12 protein-coding genes and 1 tRNA gene are annotated in these 14,579 nt (G+C 73.1%); 12 read left to right on the plus strand and 1 reads right to left on the minus strand.

The window, feature by feature from the left end; genetic code table 11:
- The 9 genes from ACFYNX_RS05500 to ACFYNX_RS05540 all read left to right on the plus strand — a co-directional run bounded on the left by ACFYNX_RS05500 (position 1) and on the right by ACFYNX_RS05540 (position 12,045).
- On the plus strand, positions 1-957 hold the full coding sequence (locus tag ACFYNX_RS05500; protein WP_388657979.1) for a carbohydrate ABC transporter permease: 957 nt from the start codon (positions 1-3) through the stop codon (positions 955-957).
- On the plus strand, positions 954-1,802 hold the full coding sequence (locus ACFYNX_RS05505; RefSeq protein ID WP_388657981.1) for a carbohydrate ABC transporter permease: 849 nt from the start codon (positions 954-956) through the stop codon (positions 1,800-1,802). Before ACFYNX_RS05500 ends, ACFYNX_RS05505 begins: the two co-directional genes overlap by 4 nt.
- A 4-nt stretch (positions 1,803-1,806) precedes the next feature.
- Positions 1,807-3,441 carry a beta-N-acetylhexosaminidase gene (locus tag ACFYNX_RS05510; RefSeq protein ID WP_388657984.1) on the plus strand — a complete coding sequence of 545 codons (1,635 nt, stop codon included), beginning with the start codon at positions 1,807-1,809 and terminating at the stop codon, positions 3,439-3,441.
- A gap of 246 nt (positions 3,442-3,687) precedes the next feature.
- Complete coding sequence (locus ACFYNX_RS05515) at positions 3,688-4,563, plus strand: FAD binding domain-containing protein (protein WP_365538832.1); 876 nt, start codon at positions 3,688-3,690, stop codon at positions 4,561-4,563.
- Complete coding sequence (locus tag ACFYNX_RS05520; RefSeq protein ID WP_388657987.1) at positions 4,560-6,128, plus strand: 2Fe-2S iron-sulfur cluster-binding protein; 1,569 nt, start codon at positions 4,560-4,562, stop codon at positions 6,126-6,128. Before ACFYNX_RS05515 ends, ACFYNX_RS05520 begins: the two co-directional genes overlap by 4 nt.
- Positions 6,125-8,461 carry a xanthine dehydrogenase family protein molybdopterin-binding subunit gene (locus tag ACFYNX_RS05525; RefSeq protein WP_388657990.1) on the plus strand — a complete coding sequence of 779 codons (2,337 nt, stop codon included), beginning with the start codon at positions 6,125-6,127 and terminating at the stop codon, positions 8,459-8,461. Before ACFYNX_RS05520 ends, ACFYNX_RS05525 begins: the two co-directional genes overlap by 4 nt.
- Before the next feature lie 144 nt (positions 8,462-8,605).
- Positions 8,606-9,013, plus strand: coding sequence for a hypothetical protein (locus tag ACFYNX_RS05530; RefSeq protein ID WP_125659128.1), 408 nt, complete (start codon positions 8,606-8,608; stop codon positions 9,011-9,013).
- A gap of 48 nt (positions 9,014-9,061) precedes the next feature.
- Complete coding sequence (locus ACFYNX_RS05535) at positions 9,062-11,380, plus strand: hypothetical protein (protein ID WP_388657994.1); 2,319 nt, start codon at positions 9,062-9,064, stop codon at positions 11,378-11,380.
- Positions 11,381-11,385: 5 nt separating this feature from the next.
- Positions 11,386-12,045: a hypothetical protein gene (locus ACFYNX_RS05540; protein ID WP_388657996.1), complete on the plus strand. Its 660-nt coding sequence runs from the start codon at positions 11,386-11,388 to the stop codon at positions 12,043-12,045.
- 132 nt (positions 12,046-12,177) lie between these two features.
- Here ACFYNX_RS05540 and ACFYNX_RS05545 read toward each other — a convergent pair.
- Positions 12,178-12,252: transfer RNA gene (locus ACFYNX_RS05545), tRNA-Cys, on the minus strand.
- 185 nt (positions 12,253-12,437) lie between these two features.
- Between ACFYNX_RS05545 and ACFYNX_RS05550 the strand changes: the two genes are divergently transcribed.
- The 3 genes from ACFYNX_RS05550 to ACFYNX_RS05560 are packed head-to-tail and all read left to right on the plus strand — an operon-like array spanning position 12,438 to position 14,544.
- Entirely contained in the window at positions 12,438-13,946 is a 1,509-nt protein-coding gene (locus ACFYNX_RS05550) for an MFS transporter (protein ID WP_388657999.1), read from the plus strand.
- A 32-nt stretch (positions 13,947-13,978) separates the two neighbouring features.
- The gene (locus ACFYNX_RS05555; protein ID WP_121833496.1) at positions 13,979-14,176 is read left to right on the plus strand and encodes an Arc family DNA-binding protein; all 198 of its coding nucleotides are present in this window, start codon (positions 13,979-13,981) and stop codon (positions 14,174-14,176) included.
- Complete coding sequence (locus ACFYNX_RS05560) at positions 14,173-14,544, plus strand: type II toxin-antitoxin system death-on-curing family toxin (protein ID WP_388658003.1); 372 nt, start codon at positions 14,173-14,175, stop codon at positions 14,542-14,544. The genes ACFYNX_RS05555 and ACFYNX_RS05560 overlap by 4 nt, the downstream gene beginning before the upstream one ends.
- Positions 14,545-14,579: the final 35 nt, after the last annotated feature.

Genomic DNA, 14,579 nt, shown 5'->3' on the forward strand with positions numbered 1-14,579 from the left:
ATGACCACCCAGCTCACCCCGCCCGTCGAGAAGCGGCCCGGAACGGCCGCGGACCCCGCACCGGGGATCCGCGGCCCCCGGCGCCATGGCGCGTGGACCCCCTGGCTGTACCTCCTGCCCGCCCTCGTCGTCCTCGGCGCGCTCCTCGTCTACCCCGTCTACCAACTGGGCCTGATCTCCTTCCTGGAGTACACCCAGGCCCAGGTCAGCGGCGGCGAACCCACCTCGTTCCAGGGGCTCGGGAACTACACGGCGCTCTTCTCCGACCCCCAGTTCTGGCAGGTCCTCCTCGCCACCGTCGTCTTCGCCGCCGCCTGCGTCGTCACCACCCTCGCCGTCGGCTGCGCCCTCGCGGTCCTCCTCACGCGCGTGCGTGCCCTGCCCCGGCTCACCCTGATGCTGGCCGCGCTCGGCGCCTGGGCCACCCCCGCCGTCACCGGCTCCACCGTCTGGGTCTTCCTCTTCGACCCCGACTTCGGCCCCGTCAACCGGCTCCTCGGACTCGGCGACTTCTCCTGGACGTACGGGCGGTACAGCGCCTTCGCCCTCGTCCTGCTCGAAGTCGTCTGGTGCTCCTTCCCGTTCGTGATGGTCACCGTCTACGCGGGCATCCGGGCCGTCCCGACCGAGGTCCTGGAGGCCGCCGCCCTCGACGGCGCCTCGCAGTGGCGGATCTGGCGCTCGGTCACGGCGCCGATGCTCCGGCCCATCCTGGTCGTCGTCACGATCCAGTCGATCATCTGGGACTTCAAGCTCTTCACCCAGATCTACGTGATGACGAACGGCGGCGGCATCGCCGGCCAGAACCTCGTCCTCAACGTGTACGCCTACCAGAAGGCCTTCGCCTCGTCCCAGTACAGCCTGGGCTCGGCGATCGGCGTCGTCATGCTGCTGATCCTGCTGGCCGTGACGCTCGTGTACCTGCGCCTGCTGCGACGCCAGGGAGAAGAACTGTGAGCGCCCTCCGGATCCCGGGCGTCCGGCGCCCCGGCCGCCTCGCCGCCGAGGCCGGCACCCTCCTCGTCGCCGCCGCCACCGCCTTCCCGCTGTACTGGATGGTGCTCTCGGCCTTCAAGCCGACCGGCGAGATCCAGTCCGCGCACCCGCGCCCGTGGACGCTCTCGCCGTCCCTGGACTCCTTCCGGCGCGTCTTCGAACAGCAGGACTTCGGCCGGTACTTCCTCAACTCGCTGATCGTGGCGGGCACGGTCGTCCTCGCCTCCGCGCTGATCGCCTTCCTCGCGGCCACCGCCGTCACCCGGTTCCGCTTCCGGTTCAGGACGACGCTCCTGATCATGTTCCTGGTCGCCCAGATGGTCCCCGTCGAGGCCCTCGCCATCCCGCTGTTCTTCCTCATGCGGGACCTCGGCCAGCTCAACACCCTCGGCTCGCTGATCCTGCCGCACCTCGCGTTCTCCCTGCCGTTCGCGATCTGGATGCTGCGCGGCTTCGTCCGGGCGGTTCCGGAGGCCCTGGAGGAGCAGGCCCAGATCGACGGCGCGAGCCGCACCCGGTTCCTGTGGCAGATCCTCTTTCCGCTGGTCTTCCCCGGCCTGGTCGCCACCAGCGTCTTCTCGTTCATCTCCACCTGGAACGACTTCCTCTTCGCGAAGTCGTTCATCATCAGCGACACCTCGCAGTCGACCCTCCCCATGGCCCTGCTGGTCTTCTTCAAGCCCGACGAGAACGACTGGGGAGGCATCATGGCCGGCTCGACCGTGATGACCGTCCCGGTGCTCGTCTTCTTCGTACTCGTACAGCGCCGCCTGGTCTCGGGCCTCGGCGGCGCGGTGAAGGACTGACGCGATGACCTACTCCGTGGACCTGATCCCGGCGCCCCTGTCGGTCGAGGGGCCGTACCGCTGCGGCTTCCTGCTCGACCGCCGGACGACCCTGTACGCCGCCCCCGGCACCGAGGGCACCGCGCGCTGGCTGCGGACCGTGCTCGGCGCCGCCTTCGCGCTCCCGCTGCGGAGCACCGACGACGAGAACGCCCCCCACAGCGTCCGGCTGAGGATCGACGACACCCTCGCCCCCGAGGCGTACCGGCTCCACGTCGTGATCACCGAGGTCGTCGAGATCGTGGGCGGCGGCCCGGCCGGCGTCTTCTGGGGCGCCCAGACCCTGCGCCAGCTCCTCGGCCCCGACGCCTTCCGCGAGGCGCCCGTGAAGGAGGAGCCGGTCGCGGGCCTGGTGGCGCAGACGATCGAGGACGCCCCGCGCTTCGGCTGGCGCGGCCTCCTCCTCGACGTCTCCCGGCACTTCACGCCCAAGGACGACGTCCTGCGCCTGCTCGACCTCCTCGCCGCCCACAAGCTCAACGTCTTCCACTTCCACCTCACCGACGACCAGGGCTGGCGCATCGAGATCGAGCGCCACCCGAGGCTCACCGAGGCCGGCTCCTGGCGGGCCCGCAGCAAGTGGGGCCACCGGGCCTCGCCGCTGTGGACCGACACCCCGCACGGCGGCTTCTACACCCGGGACGACATCCGCGAGATCGTCGCCTACGCCGCCGAGCGGCACATCACCGTCGTCCCCGAGATCGACCTCCCCGGCCACTCGCAGGCCGCCATCGCCGCGTACCCCGAACTGGGCAACACGGACGTCGTCGACACCGCCGCCCTCACCGTCTGGGACACCTGGGGCGTCAACCCGAACGTCCTCGCCCCCACCGAGGAGGTCCTCCGCTTCTACGAGGGCGTCTTCGAGGAGGTCCTGGAGCTCTTCCCGTCCCCCTTCGTGCACGTCGGCGGCGACGAGTGCCCCAAGGACCAGTGGAAGGCCTCCCCGGCGGCCCAGGCCCGCATGAGGGAACTCGGCCTCGCCGACGAGGACGAGCTCCAGTCCTGGTTCATCCGCCACTTCGACCGCTGGCTCGCCGCCCGCGGACGGCGCCTGATCGGCTGGGACGAGATCCTCCAGGGCGGCCTCGCCGAGGGCGCGGCCGTCTCCTCCTGGCGCGGCTACGGCGGCGGGATCGCCGCCGCCGAGGCCGGGCACGACGTCGTCATGTGCCCCGAGCAGCACGTGTACCTGGACCACCGCCAGGCGCCGGGCGAGGACGAGCCGATGCCCATCGGGTACGTCCGCACCCTGGAGGACGTCTACCGCTTCGAACCCGTTCCGCCGGGCCTCTCCGAGGAGGCCGCCGCCCACATCCTGGGAACCCAGGCCAACGTCTGGACCGAGGTGATGGAGAACCGTTCCCGCGTCGACTACCAGGTCTTCCCCCGCCTCGCGGCCTTCGCCGAGGTCGCCTGGTCCGCGCTCCCCGCCCCCGAAGAGCGCGACTACACCGGTTTCGAGCGCCGCATGGACACCCACTACCGGCGCCTGGACGCCCTCGGAGTCGACTACCGGCCCCCCGCCGGACCCCTGCCCCGGCAGCGGCGCCCCGGGGTCCTCGGCAGGCCCCTGGAGGGAACGCCCCCGAACGTGTGAGGCCCCGCGGACCCCCGTCACCCGGGAGCGGTGAACCCCGCCGCCCAAGAGCGGCGAAACGGAACTCCCCGCCGCTCCCGGGACGTCCCGGACGGAACAGTCCTTCGCGGACCCTCGCGCCGGACGGCTCGGAAGATGTGCCAGAGTTGCCACGTCCGGCCTGTGAGCACGTACGGTACGCCCACACGCAGGCGCGACGGCCGGGCACAGTCGGGGACCGCCGGGACACCGGGAAGGGGCAGCGGGTTGACCACGCACGCACCACAGACGGCGCAGGCCGTGACGCTGCCCGCCTCGCTCGACGAGGCCGTCGCGGCGCTCACGGCCATGCCGGCGGCCGTCCCCGTCGCCGGCGGCACCGACCTCATGGCCGCGGTCAACAGGGGCCAGCTCAGGCCCGCCGGACTCGTCGGCCTCAGCCGCATCAACGAGATCCGCGGCTGGCAGTACCAGGACGGCCACGCCCTCCTCGGCGCGGGCCTCACCCACGCCCGGATGGGCCGCCCCGACTTCGCCGCCCTCATCCCGGCCCTCGCCGCCGCCGCCCGCGCGGCCGGACCCCCCCAGATCCGCAACGCGGGCACCCTCGGCGGCAACGTCGTCACCGCCGCGCCCACCGGCGACTCGCTGCCCGTCCTCGCCGCCCTGGAGGCCGACCTCGTCGTCCTCGGGCCGCTCGGCAGCCGCGAGATCCCCGTCTCCCACCTGCTCGCGGGCCGCGACCTGCTCGCCCCCGGCGAGCTCGTGGCCTTCGTCCGGGTGCCGCTGCTCCACGCCCCCCAGGTCTTCCTCAAGGCCACCGGCCGCACCGGCCCGGCCCGCGCCACCGCCTCCGTCGCCGTCGTCCTGGACCCGGCCCGGCGCGGGGTGCGCTGCGCCGTCGGCGCCGTCGCGCCGATGCCGCTGCGTCCCCTGGAGGCCGAGCGCTGGATCGCCTCGCTCGTGGACTGGGACAACGACCGGGGGCTCGCGCCGGAGGCGCTGACGGCGTTCGGCGAGTACGTCGCCGCCGCCTGCATCCCGGACCCGCAAGGGGGCGAGCAACTGCCCCCGGCCGTACTGCACCTGCGGCGCACCGTCGCCGCACTCGCCCGACGGGCACTGGGGAGGGCACTCGCGTGAGCAGCGACGAACAGCAGGGCAACCAGGGCGGCTGGGAGCCGATCCCGAAGAGCGAGGGGTACGACGGCGACGCGACCGCCTTCGTGCAGCTCCCGCCGGACTTCATGCTGGACGGCGTGCCCCTGGAGGCGCCCGGCCACGATTACGTGCCCCCGATGATCACCCCGCTCCAGCCGCTCGCCCCGCCCCCGGCGACCGACCCGGGGGCCACGGGCACCTGGCCGGTCCACCTGCCGGTGGACGCGGATCCGGTACGGCCGTACTTCGACCACGCGCAGGGGCAGGGGTACGAGCGGGAGCAGGACCAGGGGTACGAGCCGGACCAGGGGTACGGGGCCGAGCGGCCGCGGGGGTACGAGCAGGCGCAGGGGTACGAGGCCGAGCGGCCTCAGGACCCGCAGGATCCTCTGGACCCTCAGGACTACGAACGGCCCCAGGACTTCGAGGGCGACCAGGGCGGGTTCGCGTACTTCGAGCAGCAGGGCGAGCCCTTCGACCGGTCCGGGTACGGCGGGCAGGACGCGCACGCGACGGCCGAGTGGCGCTTCACGGAGCCGACGGGGCCCGCGCCCGAGCCCTTCGCCGAGCCCGAGTCCTTCGCCGCCCCCGAGCCCGCTCCCGGCCCCGGTGACACGGGCCAGTGGCAGATCCCCGCCGAGGCCCCGGCGACCCTTCCGGGCGGCGCGCCCGCGCCCTGGGCGCTCCGGGAGGAGCCCCCGGCGGAGACCCCGGAGGAGCCGGAGCCGGCCGCCGCCGTCGGGGACGCGGCCCCGGAGGCCGTACAGGACGCGCCCGGCGCCCCCGGGGCGGACCCGGTCCCGGAGGCGGAGGCGGACCCGGTCCCGGCCCCCGAACCGGCCGCCCCCGAACCGGACACCGCCGAAGCGGATCCCGCCCCCGAACCGGACGCCGGTCTCCGCGCGGAGACCGTCCTCGACACGGACGTTCCCGACCCCGTGCCCCCCGTCGCGGCGGAGGTCCACGCCTCCACCGACAGCGACGAGCACCCCCACACCTCGTACACCCTCCGGGTCAACGGCGTGGACCGGCCCGTCACCGGTTCCTGGATCGGGGAGTCGCTGCTCTACGTCCTGCGCGAGCGCCTCGGGCTCGCCGGGGCCAAGGACGGCTGCTCGCAGGGCGAGTGCGGCGCGTGCAACGTCCAGGTCGACGGACGGCTCGTCGCCTCCTGCCTGGTCCCCGCGGCGACCGCCGCCGGGAGCGAGGTGCGGACGGTCGAGGGCCTCGCGGTCGACGGGGAGCCCTCCGACGTGCAGCGGGCCATGGCCCGGTGCGGCACCGTCCAGTGCGGCTTCTGCATCCCGGGCATGTGCATGACCGTGCACGACCTCCTGGAGGGCAACCACGCCCCCACCGACCTGGAGACCCGCCAGGCGCTCGCCGGCAACCTGTGCCGCTGCTCCGGCTACCGGGGCGTCCTCGAAGCCGTGAAGGACGTCGTCGCCGAGCGCGAGGCCAGCGCCGCGGCCCACGCGTCCGAGGGCGCCGACGACGCCCGCATCCCGCACCAGATCCCGCACCCGCACGACGGAGGCAAGGCGTGAGCAGCGACGCGACCACCGCCGTTCCCACGGTCACGGTCACGGACGTCCCCGGACCCCTCGGACCCCTCGGACAGGAGTCGGCCCCCCACGGCCTCGGCACCTCGCTCCCGCAGGCCGACTCCCGGGCGAAGGCGGAGGGCACCTTCCCGTACGCCTCCGACCTGTGGGCCGAGGGCCTGCTCTGGGCCGCGATCCTGCGCTCCCCGCACCCGCACGCCCGGATCGTCTCGGTCGACACCTCCGCCGCCGTCGCCATGCCGGGCGTACGGGCCGTGGTGACGGCCGCCGACGTGCCGGGCGCGGCCACCTACGGGCGCCGGGTCGCCGACCGGCCGGTCTTCGCCTCCGACCTGGTCCGGCACCACGGCGAGGCCCTCGCGGCCGTCGCCGCCGACCACCCCGACACGGCCCGGCTCGCCGCCGCCGCCATCGCCGTCGAGTACGAGGTGCTCGAACCGGTCACCGACCCGGAGAAGGCGTTCGCGGCCGAGCCGCTGCACCCCGACGGGAACCTGATCCGGCACATCCCGCTCCGCTTCGGCGACCCGGAGGCGGCCGGCGAGGTCGTCGTCGAGGGCCTGTACCGGATCGGGCGGCAGGACCCGGCGCCGATCGGCGCCGAGGCGGGCCTCGCCGTGCCGCGCCCCGACGGCGGCGTCGAGCTCTACACGGCCTCCACCGACCCGCACACCGACCGCGACCTGGCCGCCGCCTGCTTCGGCCTCCTGCCCGAGCAGGTCAAACTGGTCGTCACCGGCGTCCCGGGCGCCACCGGCGACCGCGAGGACCCGGGCTTCCAGATCCCGCTGGGCCTGCTCGCGCTGCGCACCGGCTGCCCGGTCAAACTCACCGCCACGCGCGAGGAGTCGTTCCTCGGCCACGCCCACCGCCACCCCACCCTGCTGCGCTACCGCCACCACGCGGACGCGGAGGGGCGCCTGGTGAAGGTGGAGGCGCAGATCCTGCTCGACGGCGGCGCGTACGCCGACTCCTCGTCGGAGTCCCTGGCGGCGGCCGTGGCCTTCGCCTGCGGCCCGTACGTCGTCCCGCACGCCTTCGTCGAGGGCTGGGCCGTCCGCACGAACAACCCGCCCTCCGGCCACGTGCGGGGCGAGGGCGCGATGCAGGTGTGCGCGGCGTACGAGGCGCAGATGGACAAGCTCGCGGCCAAGCTGGGCGTGGACCCGGCCGAGCTGCGCATGCGGAACGTCATGGCGACCGGCGACATCCTGCCCACGGGCCAGACGGTCACCTGTCCGGCCCCGGTCGCGGAACTCCTCGCCGCCGTACGGGAGTTCCCGCTGCCGCCGCTGCCCAAGGACACCCCCGAGGGGGAGTGGCTGCTGCCCGGCGGCCCCGAGGGCGCGGGCGAACCCGGCGCGGTGCGGCGGGGCGTGGGCTACGCGCTCGGCATGGTCCACATGCTCGGCGCGGAGGGCACCGACGAGGTCTCGACGGCGACCGTACGGGTCGCGGACGGGGTGGCGACGGTCATCTGCTCGGCCGTGGACACCGGTTCGGGCTTCTCCACGCTCGCCCGCCAGGTCGTGCAGGAGACCCTGGGCATCGACGAGGTGCACGTCGCCCCCGTCGACACCGACCAGCCGCCCGCCGGACCGGCCGCCCACGGCCGGCACACCTGGGTCTCGGGCGGGGCCGTCGAGCGGGCCGCGAAGATGGTCCGCACCCAGCTCCTCCAGCCGCTCGCCCACAAGTTCGGCATGTCGACCGAGCTGCTCCAGATCACCGACGGCAAGATCACCTCGTACGACGGCGTCCTGTCGACGACGGTCACCGAGGCGCTCGACGGCAAGGAGCTGTGGGCCACCGCCCAGTGCCGCCCCCACCCCACCGAGCCGCTCGACGACGCGGGCCAGGGCGACGCCTTCGTGGGCCTCGCGTTCTGCGCGATCCGCGCGGTCGTGGACGTGGACGTGGAACTCGGCGCCGTACGGGTCGTGGAGATGGCCGTCGCCCAGGACGTCGGCCGGATCCTCAACCCGGCCCAGCTCGCCACCCGCATCGAGGCGGGCGTCACCCAGGGCGTCGGCGCGGCCCTCACGGAGAACCTCCGCACCGCCCGCGGCCTGGTCCGCCACCCGGACTTCACCGGCTACGCCCTCCCGACCTCCCTGGACGCCCCGGACATCCGGATCGTGAAGCTGATCGAGGAGCGCGACGTGGTGGCCCCCTTCGGCGCCAAGGCCGCGAGCGCCGTCCCCGTCGTCACCTCGCCCGCCGCGGTGGCGGCGGCGGTCCGCGCGGCCACCGGCCGCCCGGTCAACCGCCTCCCGATCCGCCCGCAGGCGGCGGTGGCGGCGCCCAACCCGTAACACTCCGGGGCCCGTTGCTCGCGCAATCCCGAGCTGGGCTTCGGCGTGCCCGCTGGCTAGAGTGGCCCCTCGGGCCCGTTTGCGGTGGGGACGGTCACGGCTTCCCGCCGCCGGGTGCCCTCGACTCACCCATGGGGGAAGCAGATGTCTTTCGACGAGGAGTGGCGCCAACTCCGCAACGAGGCGGCGACGCGGCTCAACGGCGCGCCCGCCGGTCCCGGCGGCGGCGCCGACGACTACAAGGTGGTGTCCGCCGAGCTCAAGGCGGTCGGCAACGAGGCCCAGGAGCTCTTCCACTGGTTCGAGCGGGACGCCTTCCACGCGGGCGCCCAGACCGACACCGCGGCCAAGGGCCTCGACGGCGACGGGTTCCTGACCGGATCCGCGATGTGGACCATGTGGGACACCTGGCGCGAACAGGCCGAGACGCTCCTCAGCGCCTGCGCGCACATCCACAACCACCTGGAGTACACGGCCGCCAGCCACGCCGGCACCGAGGAGCAGTTGGTCACCAACTTCTCCATAGCCATGATCGACAAGCACTTCACATGAGCCGGAAGCGGTGACGGCGACGCACGCGACGGCTGACGAGGGAAAAAGATGCTGAAGTTCGACCAGGTCCTCCATGCCCGGCTCGGCGGTCTCAAGGAGGCCGTCACGGTCTGGACGGAGACGGTGTCCAAGCTGGAGAAGACCAAGGAGAAGGCCGAGAACGGCCTCAGGAGCAAGGCCGACAAGGCCGACTGGAAGGGCGAGAACGCCGGGGTGACCCAGGCGTTCGTCCGGAAGACCGCCAAGGAGTTCGGTGACGCCCTGACCGAGGCCACCAGCATCCGCAACATCCTCAGGGACGCGGAGGGCGAGTTCAAGGCGGCGAAGAGCGCGCTGGAGAAGCTGGTCGAGCAGGCGCCGGGCAAGGGCATCCGCATCGACCCGGACGGCACCGTCAGCTATCTGATCCACCCCGACCGGCGCTCCGAGGACTACGACGGGCCCGAGCCCGAGCAGGCCGACTTCGAGGCGATGCGCTCGTCGATCAAGGCCGCCGTCGACCGGGCGAACGAGGCCGACGACATCGCCTCCCGCGCCCTGCGCGCCCTCGTCGGCAAGGACAGGAACAACTTCTCCGGCACGAAGTACGACTCCCTCGCCGCCGCCTCCAAGGCGCAGGACGCCGAGGACGCGCACACCGCCTACGAGCTGTACAAGAAGGGCGACGACGCCACCCCGCAGGAGATCGACCGGCTCAACGCCCTGTTCAAGGACAACAAGAAGGACCCGTACTTCGCCGAGCGCTTCGCCCTGGAGGTCGGGCCGAAGGGCAGCATGGAGTACTGGGCCGACATGGGCGACCCGAGCGACGGCTCCCGGCTCGGCGTCGACCACCGCGACAAGCTGAAGGAACTCCAGCAGAACTGGAGTCTGACGCTCGCCACCGCGACCCATTCCCACAGCCCCGAGATGGAGCAGTGGAAGGCCGACGTCATCAAGGCCGGCAGCGAGCCCGTCCAGACGCGCGGCACCAGCCCGTACGGCTTCCAGGTCATGAGCAACCTGATGCGGGTCGGCGACTACGACGACACGTTCCTGCGCGACTACGGCAACGGCCTCGTCGCCACCGAGCGCCGGATGACCCACGACGGCCGGCTGCCCGCCGACCGGGCCTGGCTCCAGACGACCGGCATGCCGAGCCACCTGAACTGGCAGGGCGGCGACCTCGGCAAGGACCCCATGATCGGCTTCATGGAGGCGCTCGGCCACAACCCCAAGGCGTCGACGGACTTCTTCAACAACGACATCGACCTCACGCCCGGGGACGGCAAGGACGACAAGAAGCTCGACCCCTTCGACTACTTCTCCAAGGACCGCAAGTGGCCCGAGGAGCTGGACGACAAGGGCCACCTGACGAGGGAACCGGGCTACGACGCGCTCGGCCACGCCCTGGAGGCCGCGACCACCGGGCACCCGTACGACGCCGAGACCGAGGGCCTCGAGGACGTACGGACCAAGGAGAACGCGGAGGTCATGCAGAAGGTCGTCGAGCGGTACGGCAGCGACCCCAAGTACATGCACGAGCAGCCGGGCATCGACGACAGCCTCGGCAAGATGGGCGCCGCCTACATCGACGAGCTGAACCGCTCCCTGGAGACGGACAGCGACACGACCATGGAGGAGAAGAAGAACTCCCCCTTCGGCTCCAACGACGCCAAGGGCGGATCCCGGTTCGGCGACGAGTTCGACACCGGCCTCCTGTGGAACCGCGGCGACGCCGTCAACTTCATGGGCATCGTGTCGCAGAGCGAGACCGGCCACTCCACCCTCTCCGCCGCCGAGATGATCTACACCACGAGCGTCCTCGACGAGGTCGGCCCCAAGCCCGGATCGAGCTTCGACGAGCGGGACCTCACCGACGCGCGGACCACCCTGCGCATCGGGTCGGAGGCGCAGGGAATCATGGACGAGTCCCGCATGGCGCAGATCGACAAGGACTACGAGAAGGACTCCGAGGAGCACAAGAAGGCCGTCGGCAAGACGACCGAGTGGGTCAAGTTCGGCGTGGGCGCCGCCGCCGCGGGCGGGGTCGTCGCCCTGACCGGCGGCGCCGGCGGCGTCCTCGTACCGCTGGCCGCCGAGACGGTGGGCGGGGCCGTCGTGACCTTCATCGGCATGGAGGCGGACGACATGGCCGAGAAGTACGAGAAGGACGAGATGCTCAAGAAGAAGTCGGACGACCTCTCGGACGAGGCGCTCGCCATGGGCAAGGAGAACTCGCTGCGGCCCGGCATCGCCTACGCGAACGCCCCCGGCTGGAGCGAGAAGGACCGCAACTACCTGGACGAGACGCTGGTCGACTACGTCCGGGACGCGCGTCTGCACGCCCGGGACAACTCCCTTCCCGACCCCTACGAGAAGAAGTGACCGGCATGCGGTTCGGACGGACGAGGACCACCGGCGCGGCCGCCGTCGCCGCGCTCGCCCTCCTCACGGGCTGCTCCGGCGGCGACGGCGACGACGGCGGCGCGGCGCCGCAGGGACTCCCGGCGGCCGAGATCTGCGGGGGCTTCGCCCGGGAGGCCCCCGTCGCGGCCGCGCTCGAAGCGGTCGTGGACGGCGGGCGGTTCGAGGACGACCTCTCGAAGCCGGACGAGGCCCTCGCCGGGCTGCGCGCCGCCGCCGCCGCACCGTGGGCCGACACCTACCGGCCGCAGCCGGTGCGCTACTGCGGCCTCCGGCCCGCCGGGGGCGGGGCCGAGGGCGTCGCGATCGAGGTGGCCGCCGCGGGGAAGGGCCCGTACCTGGGCCCGGAGCTCGCCCCGTCGGTCACCTCCTACCGCTCGGGCATCGAGGCCTTCTCCTCCGCGGGCCTCGCCAAGCTGTACTTCTCCTGCCGCCTCCCGGCGCCCGCCCGCGCGATCGTCGTCCAGACCTCCGTCCGGGGCCCGGCGGGCGTCCCGGACGCCGATCCGGAACAGCCGACGCGCCTGATCACCCTCGCCAACGCGGCCGCCCGGCACGTCTCGGCGGAACTGGGCTGCGCGGGCGACGGGCTCGCGAAGGGGGTACCGGCGGAGACGAAGGGCTGAGCCGGGAAGCCCGCCGGGCCCGGGGAAGGCGGGGCCGGAAAGTCCTCCTGGGCCGGGGGAGGGCGGGCCGGCTCCCTCACCGGGCCGCGAAACGGAATCGCCCGGCCCCGTGAAGGGGGCCGGGCGACCGGTTGGAGACCGTGGCGGGAATCGAACCCGCGTAACTCGCTTTGCAGGCGAGTCCCTGAACCACTCGGGCACACGGTCGTGTCGTGTGGTGCGACGAGTACGACCGTAGGGGCGGCCCGGGGAGGGCTCAAGGGTTCGCGGGGCCGTGCCACGCGACTGCCACACGCCCGCAACACTCCGTTCGCGGACGTAGGTCCGAGGGCCGAGCGATCACCGGACTTCCGACAGGGGTCATTCAGGTCTACACCTCTTACTCTGGGGGGATGAGCGCCCTCGAACCCCGAGACGCCGGCACCGACGCCGCCGTCACCCCGAGCCCCGGAACCGACCCCCGTGCCGGCCGGCCCGCCGACCGGGGGTCCGTCCTCGACCCGGCCCACCGGGCGCTCAGCACCGGCATCGTCTCCGTCGTCCTGCTCATCGCCTTCGAGGCGACCGCCGTCGGCACGGCCATGCCCGTCGCCGCCCGCGAGCTGAACGGCGTCTCCGTCTACGCCTTCGCCTTCTCCGCGTACTTCACCACCAGCCTCTTCGGCATGGTCCTGGCCGGTCAGTGGTCCGACCGGCGCGGCCCGCTCGCGCCGCTCGCCACCGGCATATCCGCCTTCGCGGCCGGGCTGCTCCTCTCCGGGACCGCCGGCGCCATGTGGATGTTCGTCCTCGGCCGGGCCGTGCAGGGCCTCGGCGGCGGCCTCGTCATCGTCGCCCTGTACGTGGTCGTCAGCCGCGCCTACGACGAGCACCTCAGGCCCGCGATCATGGCGGCCTTCGCCGCGAGCTGGGTCGTCCCCTCCGTCGTCGGGCCGCTCGCCTCCGGCACCATCACCGAGCACCTCGGCTGGCGCTGGGTCTTCGTCGGGATCCCCGTCCTCGTCGTCCTGCCGCTCGCCCTCGCCCTCCCCGCGATCCGCCGCACCGCCTCGGGGCCCGCCGACCCGGAGGCGCCCGCCGCCCCCTGGGACCGGCGCCGGATCCGGCTGGCGCTCGGCATCTCCGCGGGCGCCGGGCTCCTCCAGTACGCCGGGCAGGAACTGCGCTGGCTCTCCCTGCTGCCCGCCGCCGCGGGCGCCGCGCTCCTCGTGCCCGCCGTGCGGGGGCTGCTGCCGCGCGGCACCTACCGGGCCGCCCGCGGCCTGCCCTCCGTCGTCCTGCTGCGCGGGATCGCCGCCGGGTCCTTCATCGCCGCCGAGTCCTTCGTGCCCCTGATGCTGGTCACCCAGCGGGGCCTGAGCCCCACCCTCGCCGGGCTCTCCCTGGCCGTCGGCGGCCTCACCTGGGCGCTCGGCTCCTGGATCCAGTCCCGGCCGTGGACGGAGCCGTACCGGGAGCGGCTCGTCGTCCTCGGGATGGTCCTGGTCGCCCTCGCGATCGCGGCGGCCCCGAGCGTCCTGATCACCGCCGTGCCCGCCTGGACCGTCGCGGTGGCCTGGGCCTTCGGCTGCCTCGGCATGGGCGCGGTGATCTCCTCCACGAGCGTGCTCCTCCTGAAGCTCTCCGCCCCGGAGGAGGCGGGCACCAACTCGGCCGCCCTCCAGATCTCCGACGGCCTCTCCAACGTCCTCCTCCTCGCGGCCGGCGGCGCGGCCTTCGCGGCCCTCGGCGGCGGCGCGGTGGGCCACGCGGTCACCTCCCACACCGCCGCCACCGGCTCCCACCCGGCCGCCTTCGCCGCGGTCTTCCTGCCGATGGCGGGGGTGGCGGCGGCGGGGGCGTGGGTCGCGACGCGGTTGCACGGGGAGCCGGTGCGGTCCGGAGGCCCGAAAGCCCCCTGACACCATCTGGTACCACGCGGTACCATGGCGTCATGGCCGGTCTCAACGTCAGGTTCACCGAGGAAGAGCTGGACGCCCTGCGCGAGCGGGCCGAGGCGGAAGGGCGCAGCATGCAGTCCTTCGCGCACGACGCCGTGATCCGGGCCGTGAACGAGCACTCCCGCCTCTTCAACGAGGCGGCCGAGCACGTGCTGAAGGTCAGTGAGGAGCTGAACCGGAGGCTCGCGTGACGTACTACCTGACGCTCCCCGAGGTCCTGAACCTCGCGCAGCGGCTCGGCGCGGACGAGGTGCGGGACTACGGCCTCCTCGTCTCCGCCCTGGCGCGTCCGCAGTCGAGCGTGTTCGGCCAGGACGCCTACCCGGACGTCTGGCAGAAGGCCGCGGCGCTCATGGAATCGCTCGCCCGCAACGACGCGCTCGTGGACGGGAACAAGCGCATCGCCTGGTACGCGACCTGGGTCTTCCTGCACATGAACGGACACCCGCTGGACTCGGACTTCGACGTCGACGAAGCGGAGGCGTTCGTCCTGGACGTCTGCCAGGGCACCCTGGACGTCCCCAAGATCGCCGCACAACTGCCCCGGTTCGCACGCTGAACCGGAGATGTGACGCTCGCCGCACCGGGTGAGGT

It is taken from the genome of Streptomyces sp. NPDC007872 (genome assembly GCF_042868165.1).
Taxonomy (GTDB): Bacteria; Actinomycetota; Actinomycetes; order Streptomycetales; family Streptomycetaceae; genus Streptomyces.